The 16047-nt window shown below is 69.2% G+C and carries 16 protein-coding genes; 8 read left to right on the top strand and 8 right to left on the bottom strand.

Going from position 1 to position 16047, the window contains the following annotated elements:
* Nucleotides 1-14 precede the first annotated feature (14 nt).
* Both BN1701_RS16410 and BN1701_RS16405 read right to left on the bottom strand, forming a co-directional pair.
* Complete coding sequence (locus BN1701_RS16410; protein ID WP_054049828.1) at nucleotides 15-200, bottom strand: hypothetical protein; 186 nt, start codon at nucleotides 198-200, stop codon at nucleotides 15-17.
* Nucleotides 201-440, bottom strand: a complete 240-nt coding sequence (locus BN1701_RS16405; protein ID WP_172803265.1) for an RNA polymerase sigma factor — start codon at nucleotides 438-440, stop codon at nucleotides 201-203.
* A gap of 195 nt (nucleotides 441-635) precedes the next feature.
* Between BN1701_RS16405 and BN1701_RS16400 the strand changes: the two genes are divergently transcribed.
* Both BN1701_RS16400 and BN1701_RS16395 read left to right on the top strand, forming a co-directional pair.
* Nucleotides 636-1517: a helix-turn-helix transcriptional regulator gene (locus BN1701_RS16400; RefSeq protein ID WP_054049824.1), complete on the top strand. Its 882-nt coding sequence runs from the start codon at nucleotides 636-638 to the stop codon at nucleotides 1515-1517.
* Nucleotides 1498-1728: a DUF397 domain-containing protein gene (locus BN1701_RS16395; RefSeq protein ID WP_054049822.1), complete on the top strand. Its 231-nt coding sequence runs from the start codon at nucleotides 1498-1500 to the stop codon at nucleotides 1726-1728. Before BN1701_RS16400 ends, BN1701_RS16395 begins: the two co-directional genes overlap by 20 nt.
* Here the strand turns inward: BN1701_RS16395 and BN1701_RS16390 are convergent.
* Entirely contained in the window at nucleotides 1696-2220 is a 525-nt protein-coding gene (locus BN1701_RS16390; RefSeq protein ID WP_231949615.1) for a YqaA family protein, read from the bottom strand. The genes BN1701_RS16395 and BN1701_RS16390 overlap by 33 nt on opposite strands.
* A 64-nt stretch (nucleotides 2221-2284) precedes the next feature.
* Complete coding sequence (locus tag BN1701_RS16385) at nucleotides 2285-2854, bottom strand: GNAT family N-acetyltransferase (protein ID WP_054055903.1); 570 nt, start codon at nucleotides 2852-2854, stop codon at nucleotides 2285-2287.
* Between the two features lie 187 nt (nucleotides 2855-3041).
* On the opposite strand from BN1701_RS16385, the gene BN1701_RS16380 reads away from it, so the two are divergent.
* The 4 genes from BN1701_RS16380 (at nucleotide 3042) to BN1701_RS16365 (ending at nucleotide 6876) form a co-directional block, all read left to right on the top strand.
* A complete protein-coding gene (locus tag BN1701_RS16380; protein ID WP_054049820.1) occupies nucleotides 3042-4235 on the top strand; it encodes an MFS transporter in 1194 nt (397 codons plus the stop codon).
* On the top strand, nucleotides 4232-4642 hold the full coding sequence (locus tag BN1701_RS16375) for a hypothetical protein (RefSeq protein WP_054049818.1): 411 nt from the start codon (nucleotides 4232-4234) through the stop codon (nucleotides 4640-4642). The genes BN1701_RS16380 and BN1701_RS16375 overlap by 4 nt, the downstream gene beginning before the upstream one ends.
* A 72-nt stretch (nucleotides 4643-4714) precedes the next feature.
* The gene (locus tag BN1701_RS16370) at nucleotides 4715-5659 is read left to right on the top strand and encodes an EamA family transporter (RefSeq protein ID WP_054049816.1); all 945 of its coding nucleotides are present in this window, start codon (nucleotides 4715-4717) and stop codon (nucleotides 5657-5659) included.
* On the top strand, nucleotides 5656-6876 hold the full coding sequence (locus BN1701_RS16365; RefSeq protein WP_054049814.1) for a winged helix-turn-helix domain-containing protein: 1221 nt from the start codon (nucleotides 5656-5658) through the stop codon (nucleotides 6874-6876). The genes BN1701_RS16370 and BN1701_RS16365 overlap by 4 nt, the downstream gene beginning before the upstream one ends.
* Nucleotides 6877-7004: 128 nt before the next feature.
* Here the strand turns inward: BN1701_RS16365 and BN1701_RS16360 are convergent, their stop codons facing one another.
* Nucleotides 7005-7574 carry a carboxymuconolactone decarboxylase family protein gene (locus BN1701_RS16360; RefSeq protein WP_054055902.1) on the bottom strand — a complete coding sequence of 190 codons (570 nt, stop codon included), beginning with the start codon at nucleotides 7572-7574 and terminating at the stop codon, nucleotides 7005-7007.
* A 126-nt stretch (nucleotides 7575-7700) separates the two neighbouring features.
* On the opposite strand from BN1701_RS16360, the gene BN1701_RS16355 reads away from it, so the two are divergent.
* Together BN1701_RS16355 and BN1701_RS16350 are read left to right on the top strand one after the other, a co-directional pair.
* The gene (locus BN1701_RS16355) at nucleotides 7701-10001 is read left to right on the top strand and encodes a LuxR C-terminal-related transcriptional regulator (protein WP_054049812.1); all 2301 of its coding nucleotides are present in this window, start codon (nucleotides 7701-7703) and stop codon (nucleotides 9999-10001) included.
* Between the two features lie 13 nt (nucleotides 10002-10014).
* Entirely contained in the window at nucleotides 10015-10584 is a 570-nt protein-coding gene (locus tag BN1701_RS16350; protein ID WP_054049810.1) for a helix-turn-helix transcriptional regulator, read from the top strand.
* Nucleotides 10585-10704: 120 nt separating this feature from the next.
* Here the strand turns inward: BN1701_RS16350 and BN1701_RS16345 are convergent, their stop codons facing one another.
* The 3 genes from BN1701_RS16345 to BN1701_RS16335 all read right to left on the bottom strand — a co-directional run bounded on the left by BN1701_RS16345 (nucleotide 10705) and on the right by BN1701_RS16335 (nucleotide 15905).
* A complete protein-coding gene (locus BN1701_RS16345; protein ID WP_157368023.1) occupies nucleotides 10705-11967 on the bottom strand; it encodes a helix-turn-helix domain-containing protein in 1263 nt (420 codons plus the stop codon).
* A 115-nt stretch (nucleotides 11968-12082) separates the two neighbouring features.
* Nucleotides 12083-12994: a M48 family metallopeptidase gene (locus BN1701_RS16340; RefSeq protein WP_054049806.1), complete on the bottom strand. Its 912-nt coding sequence runs from the start codon at nucleotides 12992-12994 to the stop codon at nucleotides 12083-12085.
* Between the two features lie 130 nt (nucleotides 12995-13124).
* Entirely contained in the window at nucleotides 13125-15905 is a 2781-nt protein-coding gene (locus tag BN1701_RS16335) for a M4 family metallopeptidase (RefSeq protein ID WP_157368022.1), read from the bottom strand.
* Nucleotides 15906-16047: the final 142 nt, after the last annotated feature.

Genomic DNA, 16047 nt, shown 5'->3' with positions numbered 1-16047 from the left:
GAGTGACCCGGCGGCTACCCCGGCGGCGGACAGCGGGTGATCACCAGGCTCGATGTCGGGCCGGTGCCGGTGCTGCCCGCCGCGTCGGCAGCGGTGATGTGCCAGGTCACGCTGCCTGTCACGGGGAAGCCGCCGAGTCGGGCGATCAGCAGCGCTCCCAACGCTCGCCCCACCTGGCCGCGCAGCCGGTTGAGCAGCACCTAGGCATGGTCCTCACTCACGCCAAGCGCCTCGCCGAGGTCGGCGCCCTCCGAACCGTGGCGCAGGTGCATATCCAGCTGCCCCAGCTGCTGGACCGCGAGGGCGAAGGTGTCCTGCACCGCGTCCTCGGCGTCGTGCTTGTCGCGCAGCACGCCGACGCAGAAGTCGTAGAGGTGGTCGGCGTAGCGGTCATACATCGCGGCGAACGCGTCGCGGTCGCCCGCCTGGATGGCGGTCACCAACTCCGCGAGATCGCCTTTTTGGGGCATCTCGGGCGACTGATCGACTCCGGTTGGTAGGGCCGCGTTGTGTCTAACAGTATTTGATTAGCGGAGAATTTGCTTGGGGCGCAAGAGAAGCGCGTTTGTGGTCCTTTCCGGTGATTGTGGTGTGTTCGGCGGGATTTCACGGGTCGGACTGGTTAGCGTTCGAGTATGGACGGGCGCAACGCGACGGCGCGAAGCCGTGAACTAGGGGACGAGCTGAAGCGGGCTCGGCAGCTGCAAGGGCTGAAGGGGCGTGAGCTGGCGAGGCTGATCGGGTGGACGGAGACGAAGATCTCCCGGGTGGAGACGGGGAAGATTCCGTGCAGTGAGGTGGATGCGGCGATCTACTTGGCGTTCTGCCGAGTGACGCCGAAGGAGTTGGACCGGATCGTAGAGCTGTGCAGCGGCGACGAAGACGGCACCTGGTTGCGGCATCACGGCGAGAAGCTGCCCGACCAACTCCGCACCCTCGTTCTGCATGAGACCACCGCATCTGCGATCTACTCTTTGGAACTCAACCGGATTCCGGGCCTGTTGCAGACCGAGGACTACGCCCGGTCGATGATGCGCGAGGCTCGCATGGTTCCCGAGCCGGGTATCGAGCCGCGAGTGCAGGCGCGCATGGAACGCCAGATCTTGCTCAAGCGGAGGGTGCCGCCCGAGTTCACGTTCTATATCCACGAGAACGCACTGCGGCTCCCGGTTGGCGGGGCGCAAGTGATGCACGAGCAGATGCTTCACCTGCTGTTCGTGGCTTCCAGGCAGTTTTGCTCGATCCAGGTCGTTCCCGAAGCAGCAGGTGCGCACGCGGGACTGGCCGGGCCGTTCAGGTTGATGCAGTACACCGATCAACAGCCGGTGATCTGTGTGGAAACCCAGAACCGCAGCATGTTCATGGAGAGTCAGACCGATATCGCCACGTACTGGCTGATTCTCGGCAACCTCGCTGAGGTTGCGCTGAGTGTGAAAGAATCACGTTCGGTGCTTGCGTCGTACGCAAGCAGGTACGACCGGACGGAAGCGAGCAGTCATGGGGACGGCGTGGCGTAAGAGCAGCTTCAGCGGCGACAACGGCGACTGTGTGGAGGTGCGCTGGCGCACAAGCAGCTTCAGTGGCAACAACGGCGCTTGTGTCGAGGTCGACTTCGCCGAGGTTGTCGGTGTCCGTGACTCCAAGAAGCCGGAGGCTGGGCACCTGACGTTCGGCCCGGCCGCCTGGACCGCTTTCCTACAGGAACCAGCCGGCGAAGAGCGCAGGTGAGGCCGCCAGTGCGCTGAACCGCAGGAAGCGGCCCGCCAAGCCCACCGACACGAACGTGCTCAACGGCATCCGCACCAGACCGGCCATCACCGTCATCGCCATGAACGGGGGCAGACCGGTCACCGAACTCACCCCGTAGGTGCCGAACATCCAGCCCGGGTGCCGCTCGCAGCGCTCCCTGGTCCGCTCCACCCACGCGCGTGCCCGCTTGGTCCGCATCTGCCAGCGCATCCGCCGGTCGGTGAGCGGCTTGGGCTCGCGGTGTAGGAACTTCGGCAGGTGGATCGACCCGCGACCCATGTAGTAGTAGAGCAGCTTGCCCGCGATCTGGGCGACCGCGACCACCGCGCCCAAGGCCAGACAGGAAATGCCAGGCTGCTGTGACATGAGCCCGAGGACGAACAGCTCAACGCTCACAAAAGGGACGAGTGCCGACCCGAAGGCGACGCCGAACGTCACACAGAGCCAGGCCAGCACGTACGGGACCCCCATTAGATGGATTGACCAGCGACGGTACCTCACCTAGGACGTACTTTCGCCCATAAGGTTGCCGGCGTTACTCCGCGCCCATGGTCAGGTCCAGGTTCAGTGATCCCGACATCCGTACTTCACGCAGCGGCTTTCCGCCCGCGTCGAGTGTGCGCACGACTCCGTCCGGTGACCAGCCAGCCCTGCGGAAGAACGCGACCGACGCCTTGTCCGCCTCCGGCACCCAGCAGATCCCGCGCGTCGAACCGTCCTCGGTCGCGGCGCGGGCGGCGGCGACCAGGAGCCTGCCGCCGTGGCCGCGCCTGCCCCAGCGGGGCTCGACCAGCAGAGTGCCGATGAGCGCCACCGTCTCCGCGTCGGGGACCGGGACGTCGTTCGCCGCCGCTGACTCCGACTCCGGGGATGGGCCTGAGCTGCAGAAACCCACAATCCAGTCGCCCTCGACGGCGACCAGCACACGCGCGGGGCCCTGCTCGATCGTCTGCCGCCACTGCGTCGCGGCGGCCACGGCGTCGAGGCTCGCGAGGATGTCCGGGGGGAGCAAGCTCTCGTACCCGGTCTGCCAGGTCGACACCTGGATCCGCGCGATCTCCGCGACGTCGTCGGGCACTGCGGGGCGGACATCGGCTTCAGCCATGTCCGGAACGTATCGGGTCGCCGACAGGGTCCGGTGGACAGGTCGGTCTCCGATCCGACCGGTGGTCCACTGTGGAGGCTGCACGGATGGCTCCGCCAGGGTGATGCTGTTGCCACACAATGGCTTTTGCGCCGTCGTCGCGGACGGGGTCGGGGATCTACAGTGGCCGGGAGCCCGGGAGGCGCCAGTGCCGATCCTGTCCGATCGCGTGTACCGCGCGTTGTTCGCGGCGCAGATCGTTTCGCTGCTCGGCACCGGGCTCGCCACGGTCGCGCTCGGTCTGCTCGCCTACGACCTCACCGGGGCGGGCGCGGGCGCCGTTCTCGGCGGTCTGCTCGCGATCAAGATGCTGGCCAACATCGTCGTCGCGCCCGTCGCCGCGACGTTCACCGCCCGGATGGACCGGCGGGTGCTGCTCGTCTCCCTCGACGCGGTCCGCGCGGCCGTGGTGTGTGTGCTGCCGTGGGTGGACGCGGTCTGGCAGGTGGTTGCCCTGGTCGCGGTGTTGCAGGTCGCGTCGGCCGCGTTCACGCCGACCTTCCAGGCAGTCATCCCCGCCGTCCTTGCCGACCAGCGGGACTACACCCGCGCGCTGTCGCTGTCCCGACTCGCCTACGACCTCGAAGCGCTGGTCAGCCCGGTACTCGCCGCCGCACTGCTGACCGTCGTCGGGTTCTCGTGGCTGTTCGTGGGCACGGCGATCGGATTCGCCGCGTCGGCCGTGCTGGTTCTCACCACGCGCCTGCCCAAGCCCGCTCCCGTTCCTCGCCGCCTCACGGCCGGGCTGCGGGCCTACATCCGCGCGCCCAGCCTCCGCGCGCAGCTCGGCCTCAACCTGGCCGCCGCCGCTGGGGGCGCGCTGGTGCTGGTGGACACGGTGGTCATCGTCCACGGCCTGGGCCGCTCCAGCGCCGACGTCGCGATCGCGCTGGCCGTCTTCGGCCTGGGTTCGATGGCCACCGCCCTCGCCCTGCCCCGCCTACTCGACCACGAACCCCCGCGCCGCATGATGCTCGCCGCCGCCGGGACGCTGCCGGTCTTGCTCCTGGCCGCCCCGATCCTGATCACCGCCTGGCCGACCCTGCTGCTCCTCTGGCTACTCATCGGCGCGATGTATTCAGCGGTGCTCACCCCGGTCGGCAGGCTGATCCGTGACACCGATGGCGACCTGCCCGCCCTCTTCGCCGCTCAGTTCGCGCTGTCCCACACGGGCTGGCTGGTCACATATCTGCTGGTAGCGGCCCTACCGCCGACGACAGCCGCACTCGTCCTCGCCTGCGTCGCCGGGCTGGGCGTCCGGTTCGGGTCGCACGCCTGGAGGCTACCTCTTCGTAGTCATCCGGAAACGCTCCGCGCACGGCAGGCGATAGACTTGGTATGAGATACGTCTGGCTCGCGCTTGTCGCCGCCGCCCTCACCGCCTGCGGCACGACCACGCCCGCCGAACCGACCACGGTCCCACCCACCGCGTCCCGCGTGGAGCGCCCCACCGAGCCCGCCCCGCAACCAGCTCCCCCTGCCCCGTCTGCCGAATCCGCCCCGGCAGCGCAGTGGTCGATGCCTGACCTGGTTGGCGCCGTCCTCCAGGACGCCCAGGACAAGATCCAGGCGCTCACCGACCGTCAGCTGCTCTACACCGGCTCCCACGACGCGACCGGTAAGAAACGCAACCAGGTGGTCGACTCGAACTGGAAGGTCTGCACGCAGAACGTGTCCGCAGGCACTCCCATCGCCGCCGACACGAAAATCGATTTCGGGGCGGTGAAGGTCACCGAATCGTGCCCGTGACCGCACGCCTGGCCGAGCGCGACGGTCGATAACCGGCATACAAATGTCGGTGGTTCGTGTAAGGCTGGGTCCATGTCGTCCAAGAACTGGTTCGCGTGGGCCGCGCTCGGTGTCGTGTACGTAGTCTGGGGGTCCACCTACCTGGCCATTCGCTTCGTCGTGGAGTCGATGCCCCCGCTGCTGTCGGCGGGTGCGCGGTTCCTCGTCGCCGGGGTGGTCCTGGGGGCGCTCGTCGCGCTGTTCAAAGGGGTCGGCGCGCTGCGGATGACCAAGGCGCAGTTCTGGTCGGCGGCGTTTATCGGGTTCCTGCTGCCGGCGTGGGGCAACGGGCTCGTCGTGCTGTCCGAGCGGCATGTGTCGTCGGGGATCGCGGCGTTGCTGGTCGCTTCGGTGCCGCTGTACGTGGTGGTGTTGCGGCGGATCCTCGGTGAGCGGCCGTCGCGCACGACTATCGCGGGTGTCGGGATCGGGCTGTTCGGGCTGACGATCCTGCTGCTCGGCGGGCCGGGCGAGGGTGCGCACGGGTCGAGTTGGTACGGCCCGTGGCTGACCATTCTCGCGGCGCTGGGGTGGTCGGTCGGATCGGTGTTGAGCACCCGGCTTCCCTTGCCCGCCAACCCTTTCACGCTCTCCGCCGTAGAGATGGTCGCGGGTGGCGTGGTGCTGTTCGGCGCGGGCGCGGCGATGGGTGAGACGGTCGACTTCGGGACGATCACCGCCGGGTCGTGGGCGGGCTGGATCTACCTCGTCCTCTTTGGATCCTTGCTGGCGTTCAGCTCCTACGTGTTCGTGCTCGGCAAACTGCCCGTCTCGACGGTGGCGACCTACGCCTACGTCAACCCGGTGATCGCCGTATTACTCGGCGCGCTGTTCGCGGGCGAGCGGTTCGGCCTGATCCAGCTCGCGGGCGGCGTGGTGGTCCTGCTGGCGGTGATCCTGGTCGTGCGTGCGGAGCGAGCGAAAGTGTCGGTGCCCTCTGGCAGCATCCCGGAACCGTGCGAGGCGACATCCCGATGACCGAAACCATCACCGCATCCGCCGCGCGGCGAACCGCCCTGGCCGCCCAGGGTTTCGCCGACGCGCGGCCCAGCGGTCCGCCCGGCAGACGCCATTTGGCCAAGGTGCTCTCCCGGGTGCAACTGCTCCAGCTCGACTCGGTGAACGTCGCCGTCCGGGCGCACTACATGCCGGTCTTCTCCCGGCTTGGTGCCTACGACCCGGCTCTGGTCGATGACGCAGCCTGGTCGCACAGCACGCGCAAGCCGCGGTTGATGGTCGAGTACTGGGCGCACGAGGCCAGCCTGATCCCGATGGCCGACTGGCCGCTGCTGCAGTGGCGGATGCGCCGGTACGAGCACCGGTACATCAACCACCTGCGCCGCCTCACCAAGGACTCGCCGGGCCTGATCGACGACGTCCTCGCCACCGTCAAGGAACTTGGGCCGGTCGGCGCGGGCACCCTGGAGGCCGCGCTCGGCGGCTCGACGCCGCGGGCCAAGGGCGGCTGGTGGAACCGGTCGGACGTCAAACACGCCTGCGAGTGGCTGTTCGCGGTCGGGGAGCTGACCACCGGCACCCGGAAAGGCTTCCAACGCCTCTACGACCTGCCCGAGCGCGTCATCCCCGCCGAGATCCGCAACGCCGCCCCGGTCGATGACGACGAAGCCGCCCGCCGTCTCACCCTGCGCGCGGCTGTCGCCCACGGCATCGGTACTGAGAAGGACCTGCGCGACTACTACCGGCTGGAGCCGAAACGGTCGCAGCAGGCGGTCGCGGAACTGGTCGAGGCGGGCTTGCTGGAGGCGGTGACGGTCCAGGGCTGGCGCCACCAGGCGTATCGACATGTCGACGCGCGCACGCCGAGGAAGGTGTCGGGGCGGGCGCTGCTGTGTCCGTTCGACCCACTGATCTGGGAGCGCGACCGCACCGAGCGGATCTTCGACTTCCGCTACCGGATCGAGATCTACGTGCCCGAGCCGCAGCGGATCTATGGGTACTACGTGTTTCCGTTCCTGTTGGACGGGGAACTGGTCGGCCGGGTCGACTTGAAGTCCGACCGGGCCGCAGGGGTGTTGCGGGTCCAGGGAGCGTTCGCGGAACCGGGTGTCGACACAGCTCGGGTGACGGCCGAGTTGGCGGCGGAACTGCGGACGATGGCCGACTGGCTGCAACTGGACGACGTCCGGATGGGGGAGCGAGGTGATCTGGCAGGAGCACTGGCGACAGCTCTATAACGCGACACGAGCGACGAACGGCGGTTGTCCGTGCGCGCCCACCGGGTCGCTTGGTTGGCGACCCTGGCGGGTGGTCTTGCGCGCGCTGAGGTGGCGGATGCGCGTGGTCGGAGTGCTGCGCGTATGGGTCAGCCCATGGGGGCGGAGTCCGCGACGGCGACGCCGTAGCCGTGGGCGATGACGCGGCGGGCGGCCTCTTCGTAGCGTTCCGGGGTGTCGGGGGCGAGGGTGCCGAGGCCGTCCACATAGCGGTTGAACATGCAGAAAGCCGCCGCGATCAGCACGGTGTCGTGGATCTCGATGTCCGTAGCGCCCTCGGACCGTGCCGCCTCGACCAGTTCCGTGGTGACCTTGCGGCCGCTGTCCTGCACCGCGCCCGCGATGCGCAGCAGCGTGCGCAGCTTCTCCGGGATCGGGGCCGCGTCCAGGTTGGCGCGGACCTGGTCGACCAGTGGCATGCCTTCGTCCAGTTGGGCCGCCGCGAACGCGGAGTGCGAGGTGCAGCAGAACTTGCACTCGTTGAGCCCGGACACGTAGGCGGCGATAAGCTCGCGTTCGCCAGCGCTGAGCGAATGCGGCTGCCGCAACAAGATTTCGGCGAGCTCGTTGAGCGGTTTGGCGGTTTCGGGGCGGAACCGCATGGGCCCGGTGATCCCGGGGAACTGCGTCTCGTCCACACCCAGGTCGATGTGCGCCATGGAATAGCCTCCCCAGTCGGTGATCAACGCGAGTCGACCCTGCCAGATCCGGCCCCAGCGTGGAAATACTCTGAATGCGCGGAAATCTGTCAGACTGTCGCACCGAGTCGAGGTGGTGATGTCAGGGTGCCGAGCGCCGCTGCCGAGCGTTCTCCCATCTCCCGCCTGCCCGTCGAGGTGACCACCTACGTCGGGCGCACGACCGAGATTCTTGAGGTCAAACGGCTCCTCGGGGTGGCTCCGCTGGTGACGCTGACCGGCCCCGGCGGGGTCGGCAAGACCCGGCTGGCACTGCGGGTGGCCACCGCGGAACGGGCCGCGTTCGCCGACGACGTGGTCTTCGTCAGCCTCGCCGAGTTGCGCGAGCCGAAGCTGCTGATCAACACCGTCGCCGACCGGCTGGGCCTGGGTGACCGCGGCACCCGCACGGTCGCCGACCTCGTGGTCGACCACCTGCGCACCCGCAGACTCCTGCTGGTCCTGGACAACTGCGAGCACTTGGTCGAGGCGTGCGCCCGGTTCATCGATACCGTGCTGACCTCCTGCCCCGAGGTGGTCGTGCTCGCCACGAGCCGCCAGTCGCTGGGGGTGGCGGGCGAGCACGTGCTGCCGGTGCCGCCGCTGGCGATCCCCGAGTTCGGCGAGTCCTCCGAGGCGCTGGTGCGCTACGACTCGGTGCGGATGTTCCTCGACCGCGCGACGGCCGTCGTGCCCTCCTTCACCATCACCGACGAGCATGTCGACGACGTGATCAGGCTGTGCAGGGCGCTCGACGGGCTGCCCTTGGCCATCGAGTTGGCCGCGGTCCGGCTGCGTTCGCTATCGCCGCGCCAGCTCGCCGACCGGCTCAACAAGCGGTTCACCCTGCTCACCCAGGCCACCCGGTCGGCGCCGAGCAGGCACGAGACGCTGCAGGCGCTCATCGACTGGAGCCACCAGCTGTGCACCGACGAGGAGCGCATGCTGTGGGCGCGCGCCTCGGTGTTCTCCGGCAGCTTCGACCTCGACGCCGCCGAATCCGTGTGCTGCGGCGACGACCTGCCCCGCGATGAACTGCTCGATGTGCTCGACGGCCTGATCGACAAGTCCATCCTGCTGCGCGAGGAGAACCAGGGCCACGTCCGGTACCGGATGCTGGAGACGGTCCGCCAGTACGCCGAGGACCGGCTGCGCGCGGACGGCGACCTCGACCGGCTGCGCAGGCGGCTGCGCGACTGGTGCCTGGAGCAGACGACCGGGTTCGCCGACAACTATGTCGGCCCCGACCAGCTCGACTGGGTCCTGCGGATCAACCGGGAGCACGCCAACCTGCGTCAAGCGCTCGACTTCTGCCTCGCCGACCCGGTCGAGGCGGCGCTCGGCCTGCGGATGGTCACCGCCGTCACCGAGTTCTGGATCATGCGTGGGCTGATGACCGAGGGCCGGATCTGGTACGCCAGCCTCACCGAGCTGGTCGCCGCCGACGATCCCGTGCGCCCCGCCGCTGCCTGGCGCGCGGCGTTCCTCGCGCTGGTCCAAGGCGACATGACCGCGTACGAGTCGCTGCTGGCCACCGCGACCGAGGTCGCCGAGCGGTTCGACGACGACAGCGCCCGCGCCTACGTCCGGCACGTCCGCGCCTACGCCGCGCTCATGGGCAACGAGGGCGCGAGGTCCGCCGAGCTGTTCCAGTCGGCCGCCGAGACGTTCAGCAAACAGGGCGACCTCGGCGGCGAGCTGTGGTCGACCTACAACTCCGGCCTCGCGATCGCGCTCACCGGCGACCTCGACGGCGCCCGGGTGGTCCTGCGCGACACCATCGATCGCTATACCGAGCTTGGCGAGAAGTCGTGGCGGTCGTGGGCGCTGTGGTCGCTGTGCGCGGCCGAGTACCTGCACGGCCAGTACGAGGCCGCGCAGGACGCGGGCTTGGAAGTGCTGCGGCTGCAACGCCAGGTCGGCCACCAGGCCGTCATGGCGTTCGCCCTGCACCTGCTGGCCGGTTGCGCGACCCATCTTGGCGAGTACCAGCGCGCGGCCCGGCTGCTGGGCGGGGCCACCACGATCTGGCAGCTCGTCGGCGCGTCCCCCGGAAGTTACGCGGCCTTCCACGAGCCGATGCAGCGCGACATCCTGCTGGTCACCGGCGCGCTCGGCAACGACAGGGCGGCCGCGGAGTTCATGGCGGGCGCCGCGATGTCCACCGACGAGTCCGTCGCCTACGCCCTGCGCGAGGGCGACAAAGAGCAGGCCCCGGCCCGGACCGCGCCGCTGACCAAGCGCGAGATGGAGGTCGCGATCCTGGTCGCGAAGGGCATGACCAACCGGGAGATCGCCAAGGCGCTGGTGATCTCGCTGCGCACCGCCGAGACGCACGTCGACCACATTCGCACCAAACTGGGTTCCAACAACCGCGCGCAGATCGCCGCGTGGGTGGTTGCTCAGTAGGGCGTGTGCGGTTTTGGCTGGTCAGCGTGGGCTGCCTGTCGAGTTCACCAGCTATGTCGGGCGCGGCACCGAGATCCGCGAGGTCACCCGGCTGCTCGGGGTGGCTCGGATGGCCTTCGCGCTGACGGTGCTCGCGGGCTGCGCCACCCACCGGTCCGACTACCGCCGGGCCGCCCGACTTTTGGGTGCGGCGAGCACCCTCTGGCGGGCCGTCGGCGCGTCCCCGGACAACTACGCCGCTTTCGTCGAGCCGATGCGCCGCGACGTGGCGGCCGTGACCACCGCGCTCGGCGTCAACACCGCCGCCGCCGAGTTCACCGCGGGCGCCGCGCTCCCGACCGACGTCGCCGTGGCCTATGCGCGGGGCGAGGAGCCGCTGTCGCCCGCATCGGTGGACGGGCTGCCGCTGACCCGCCGGGAGATGGAGGTCGCCGAGCTGGTGGCCAAGGGGATGACCAACCGCGAGATCGCGTCGATGCTGGTCATCTCCCTGCGGACCGCGGAGACCCACATCGATCACATCCGGACGAAGCTCGGCTTCAACAACCGCGCCCAGATCGCCGCGTGGGTCGCCGCGCTTTGACCGCGTCACTGCCGACGCTCGGTCAAGGCGCGACGATGTTCGCCGTGACCAACATCATCGGTGTCTACATCCCGGGCTTCGCTACCGCAGGATCGGCGATCCGCATCGGGCTGTGAGTCCTCAGCAGGCTTCCGCCGTCTCGTCTTCCTTGCAGGCCGCCGCGGTGCGCAGCAGTTCGGCGCGGACGGCCAGTTCGAGTTCGAACCGGGCGTGCGGGTCGTTGAGCTGGTCGGCGAACAGGCTCTCCAGCTGGTGCATGCGGTAGCGGACCGTCTGCGGGTGCACGCCGAGGGCCTCGGCCACGTCCCCGGCGCGGCCGCGGTTCGCCAGCCACTCGTGGAGGGTGACGAGCATGCGTGAGCGCTGGCGTGGGGTGAGGTCGGCCAGCGGGGCCAAGCGCCTGGTCACCAACTGGTCGATCAGGAAGTCGTCGGAGAACAGGGCGAGGGCCAAGCCGTTCTCCCCGCAGCCGACGACCGGGCCGCCGGTGATCAGGCCGCGTTCGTGCAGGTCGATGGCTTTGCGGGCGATCCGCAGCGAGCCGCTGACCTCGTTGATGGGCACCGCCGGGCCGATCGAGACCGTCCAGCCGGGGAACGAGCGCGCCAGCGCCGCGCGGTCCACGTGGTCGGCGGCCAGCACCAGGCACGGCTGGGGACCGTCGAGGTCGGCCAGCACCTGGGCGCCCAGCGGCTTGGGCAGGTTGGGCGCGTCGGGGCAGCGCAGGGCCACCGCGACCACCGCCGAGGGCACCGGCCACCGCGCCGCCGCGGCCTCCTGGACGATCACCTGCTCGGGGGCGCGCTCATCGAGCAGCATCCGCAGCAGGCGGGCGCGGCGGTCGGCGAGGGTGTCCGAAGCGTTGTCGCGGGCGTTGCCGTAGCCCTCGATGGAAACCGCGCACAGGCGCTGAACCTGCCGCGCCACCGCCGCGGTCAAGATCGTGACGGCCTCGTCGGACACCTTGTGCGCCTGCCCGTAGGTCCGCATCCGCGCGCAGATCGCGCGTTCGCCCGCGGCGAAGGCGGCGGGCAGTGCGGAAGCAGGGCAGTCCGCTGCGAACGCCAGCGCGCCGACGCCGCGGAACATCTCCGTCCAGTCGTCACCGGCCGAGCCGGGAGCGAGCAAGGTGTCGATCCCGCGCAGGATCACCGCCTGCACCGCGGAGGGCAGCAGCCCGCCCGCCGGACCGGCGAAGGTCGCCGCGAACTCGGGCACCGACCGCCGCACCTCGGCGACGACCGCACCGGCCACCCGGCCTGCTTGGGCGCGGAAACCCGCGACAGCCTCACGTTGGACAGACGGCGACCACCGCTGCGCGGGCACCTCGCGGCGTGCCACGTGTGCAGGCGTGTCGATGACTGATCCGTTCTCCAGTCCCATGTGTGTCTCCAGCCTCGTTGGGTGCCCGCCCACTGGAGACTCTGCCATTCGGAGCAAGTACGTACATCGGCAGAACTACGTACCTGCTCCAAATTCACGAAAAGTTAGTACTCATCTACTTGAGCAGCAGCTTGATGAGCCGACGCCACTCGGCCGTGTCGCCCCCGTTGGCACCGAGCAGCGCGGTCAGGTCGTCGAAGTCGCGGTGCACGCTGTCCTTGAGCACCACCGCGGCCTGCTCGAACGCCGCGACCTTGGCCACGTCCGGCTTCACCGGGAGGAGGTGCTCGCGGTAGTAGTCGAAAAGTGACAGAACGACCGGGTACCACGCCGGTGCCTTGCCGGGGTCGAGTGTCGCGCGGAACTCGACGTACGCGTCGTCGTCTTGGCTGATCAGCAGGTATTCGAGCAGGTTGAGCCCGGCGACCAGCCCGGGAGCGCTCTCGACCGACGTCCGCAGGACGGCGCGGGCCTGGGTGTCGTCGCCGAGCTTGCGCAGCAGCAGGGCATAGCGCTTGCTCGCCCAGGTGTAGGCGGCGTTGCGGGCCAGCGTGTCGGCGTAGGCGGCGCACGCGTCGTCGGTGCGGCCCCACTTCTCCAGGAACCAGGCGTAGTGCGAACGCGCCCACAGATCGTCGGCCTCGGCGCCTGCCAGCGACGCGCGGTACCAGCGGTCGGCGTCGTCCATGCGCTCGTGGCGTTCGAGGATGTAGGCGTAGTAGCTCGCGCCCGCGGTCCGGTTGGGGTTGGTGGCGAAGGCCAGGTCGAGGTGCTTGAGGGCGGAGTCGTAGTCGTAGCACTTGCCGTGGCAGACGCCCATTCCGAAGTGGGCGTCGGCGGACTCGTCCTCGGTGAGCAGGTACTGGTAGAGCTCCATTGAGACGTGATAGATGTCGTTGTCCAGAAGGTGATCGGCGGCGGCCAGGATCTCCTCGTACGGGAACTCCTCGAACCGCGCCAGCACCCCCTCGAAATCCTTGTTCTCCGCGAGCCGGGTCAGCTCGCCAACCGTGGACGTGTCGGTCATCTTTGACTCCTGAGCCGGATCAAGGGCGCGGACCCCGGCAGTGTGGGGGAGCGCGCATGAGCCCCGGTCCGGTCCCGATCCAGCCGCCGACGCCGGGCTCCCGAACGGGAGCCCGGCGTCGGAGTCTGGCTTACGGTGCGGTGTAGCCAAGGGTGTACGAGCCGGACCCGGTGTAGGCGTGGATCCGGTACCGGTAGTACCCGGAGGTGCCGGTGTAGGTGATCGCCTCATTGGGGCCGCTGCCCGCCGAGGACGCCAGGGTGACCCACGTCGACCCGTTCCACCGCTGCAGGAACAGGTCGAAGTCGGTGCCGACCGGGCCCGCCAGGCACGAGGTGTGCTTGCCCGCCACGGCGTAGAACCCGCCGGTTCCCGGCTGGTACACGTTCGCCCCGTTGGCCACCGTGCCCGTGCGGGTGTTGGCGAAGCCGGAGCACGGTGCGCCCGCCGTCACCGTCAGATCGAAGAACGCCTTGCGGCTGTAGGTGGCCGACGCCGCGTTCACCTGGATCTGGTACGGGCCCGCCATCGTGCCCGCGGGCACGGTGATGCGCATCGTGGTCGAACCCCCGGTGGTCACCGACGTGGGCGTGAACGTCGCCGACGAACCGGTGCCCAGCGAGTCGAGCCCGGCTTCGAAGCTGATCGTCTCCGCCGTGCCCTGCACCACCGCGGTGCTGACGGTGACGGTCGCGGTGCCGCCCGCGGCCACCGTCGGGTTCGTCGGGGTCACCGTCATCGAGAACTCGCTGGGCGGCGACACCGTGAAGTTCAGGTTCGCGGCGTGCTGCTTGAACCACCCGGCGAAGGTGATCGGAATCGAGTACGTGCCCTGCGGTGTCGACGGCGAGGTCACCACCGTCGCGGTGATCGGGCTGTCCGACAGCGACGAGTCGCGGCTGAACTCCAGGCTCGTGCCGCCGGGGACGTTGGCGGTGTCCCACCTGATGTCGATGTAGATCGGGTTCCCGATCGGGGTCGGGGTGAACGTCGTCGAACCGGACGTCCCAGCGCGGATCGGCGCCGACACCGTCGCCTGGCCGATGGTGAAGTCGTCGGACGTGGCCGCCTCCACCGTTATCGTCTGCGTCGAGGTGCGCACCTCGGAACCGTTGGTGCCGCGCACGGTCACGGTGTAGTTGCCCGCGACCTCGGTGGACGGCGGCGTGATCGTCATCCACGTCACCTCGCCGGACGGCACGACCGCGGGCCGGAAGACAGCCGTCCAGCCGGACGGCACGGTGGCCGACATGGTGACCGACTCGCTGGTGCCGCTGGTGACGGCGGTCGTGACCTCGGACTCCGAACCGCGTCCGGCCAGCGCGTAGCCGGTGCTCGCGGCGGTGACCGAGAACGTCGATGACGTCGTCGGGCAGGTCGGCTCACCGGCCTGCGCCGGGACGGCCACGGCGTTCCAGGCGTCCTTGACCCGGTTGAACTCGGTGCAGGTGCTTGGGTACAGCGCCCGCGCCGCGTGCAGCGTGCTCGTTCGGGCCTTGCCGTAGTCCCAGCCCGACGTCTTCATCATCAGGCCGTTGTAGAACACCTTCGCCGCGGCGAGCTGGCCAAGGCCGGTCACCGACGACGGGCCGCCCGCGCAGATCGGGCTGGCGGGCTTGCCCACCGGGCTCGACCCCTCGGCGAGCAGGTAGAACCAGTGGTTGAGCACTCCGGCGCCCGCGTGCGGCTCGAAGCTGTTGATGTCCGAGGTCCAGCAGTTGGGGTCGCCGTTGATCAGCGAAGGGTTGTACATGTTGCGGATCGCCCCGGGGCCGTAGAAGTTGGCGCGCTCGGCGATCAGGTAGTCAGGGGTGTCGTTGGGGTGGTTGGCGTAGTACTCGGTCAGCGTGCCGAAGATGTCCCCGGTGCCCTCGTTGAGCGCGGCGATGCCGCCGTAGCCGCCCGCGTGCTGGAAGATCGCGTGGCCGAACTCATGGCCGACGATGTCGATCGAGGTGATCTGGTTGGTGCTCTGGCCGGACTTGCCGAAGCCCGCGTAGTTCCCGTACCAGTAGGCGTTCACGTCGGACAGGCCGACGCGCGACGGGAAGCCCCGGCCCGCGCCGTCGATGCCGTCGCGGCCGAGCCACGCGCTGAGCATGGACCACTGCTGGCCCACGGCGTAGAGCACGTCGACGCAGGCGGACTCCAGGTCGTTGGCCCCGCCGTTGCCCCAGGCGTCGTCGGTGCCCGCGAACGGCTTGGCGGTCTGGTCGGTGCAGCTCACGCCGGGCCGCGTCGGGTCGACCATCGAGTACGACGACCCGGAGCCCGATGTGCCGATGGCGGTGTTGGAGCCGCTGAAGTAGCCGTTTCCGGTGCCTGCCATGACCTCGTCGTGGCTGTCGATCAGCGCACCGGTTCGGGCGTCGACATAGACGTGCTGGCGGGTCGGGCCCTCGGCGTCGACACCCGCGACCAGGGTGTGCCACGCCAGTCGCGGGGTGCCGACGGCGAACACGACCAGGCGCGGCTCGCCCAGCTCGGTGACGGTCTTCAGGCGCGTCCGCGCGGCGGTTCGTGCGCGGTCGGCGTCCACGGCGGCGGTGGTGTCGACGTCGATCTCGCGCTCCTGAGCGGCGATCGAATTCCGGACCTTGTTGTCCGCGTCAACGGTCACCACGACGTCACCGCCGACGACCGGCAGGCCGCGGTGGGTGCGCTCGTAGGCGATGTGCTTGAGGCCGTCGGTGCCTGAGCGCGTCTTGTCCCGGCGTAACTTGTCGTGCTTGCTCTTGCGGACCGCCTTCGGCGCGGTTTCGACGAAGAGGTCGGCGGCGCGTTCGGCTGAGTGGGCCGCGGGCTGCGCCGTGACGCTGGGTGGGATCGTGGCCGCGGCCGACGTAGGCGACACGGTCATTGTCGCCAGCGCCATGGTCGCGGCCGCCATGATGGCAAGGCTGCGTTTCACGCAGGTGCTCCTCTGCAGTGCCCTGTAGGGCGTTGAACAAGTCACCTGTGATCAGACTGTGCCAATCCGAATCTGATCAAAGGCCGCGCGGAGGCTACCTGAGGTGGAAATCCTAGGTAGTTGGCGGTGTCGGACGTTGTTC

Source organism: Alloactinosynnema sp. L-07 (assembly GCF_900070365.1).
Taxonomy (GTDB): Bacteria; Actinomycetota; Actinomycetes; order Mycobacteriales; family Pseudonocardiaceae; genus Actinokineospora.
Note: the sequence above shows the minus strand (reverse complement) of the source record. Positions and strands in the feature narration are given on the sequence as shown.

What these genes read in the sequence shown, in the direction of transcription:
- BN1701_RS16375 (WP_054049818.1), top strand. Translation starts at nt 4,232, where the DNA reads ATGAGATACGTCTGGCTCGCGCTTGTCGCCGCCGCCCTCACCGCCTGC.
- BN1701_RS16390 (WP_231949615.1), bottom strand. Translation starts at nt 2,220, where the DNA reads ATGGGGGTCCCGTACGTGCTGGCCTGGCTCTGTGTGACGTTCGGCGTC.
- BN1701_RS16400 (WP_054049824.1), top strand. Translation starts at nt 636, where the DNA reads ATGGACGGGCGCAACGCGACGGCGCGAAGCCGTGAACTAGGGGACGAG.
- BN1701_RS16365 (WP_054049814.1), top strand. Translation starts at nt 5,656, where the DNA reads ATGACCGAAACCATCACCGCATCCGCCGCGCGGCGAACCGCCCTGGCC.
- BN1701_RS16370 (WP_054049816.1), top strand. Translation starts at nt 4,715, where the DNA reads ATGTCGTCCAAGAACTGGTTCGCGTGGGCCGCGCTCGGTGTCGTGTAC.
- BN1701_RS16345 (WP_157368023.1), bottom strand. Translation starts at nt 11,967, where the DNA reads ATGGGACTGGAGAACGGATCAGTCATCGACACGCCTGCACACGTGGCA.
- BN1701_RS16385 (WP_054055903.1), bottom strand. Translation starts at nt 2,854, where the DNA reads ATGGCTGAAGCCGATGTCCGCCCCGCAGTGCCCGACGACGTCGCGGAG.
- BN1701_RS16395 (WP_054049822.1), top strand. Translation starts at nt 1,498, where the DNA reads ATGGGGACGGCGTGGCGTAAGAGCAGCTTCAGCGGCGACAACGGCGAC.
- BN1701_RS16360 (WP_054055902.1), bottom strand. Translation starts at nt 7,574, where the DNA reads ATGGCGCACATCGACCTGGGTGTGGACGAGACGCAGTTCCCCGGGATC.
- BN1701_RS16340 (WP_054049806.1), bottom strand. Translation starts at nt 12,994, where the DNA reads ATGACCGACACGTCCACGGTTGGCGAGCTGACCCGGCTCGCGGAGAAC.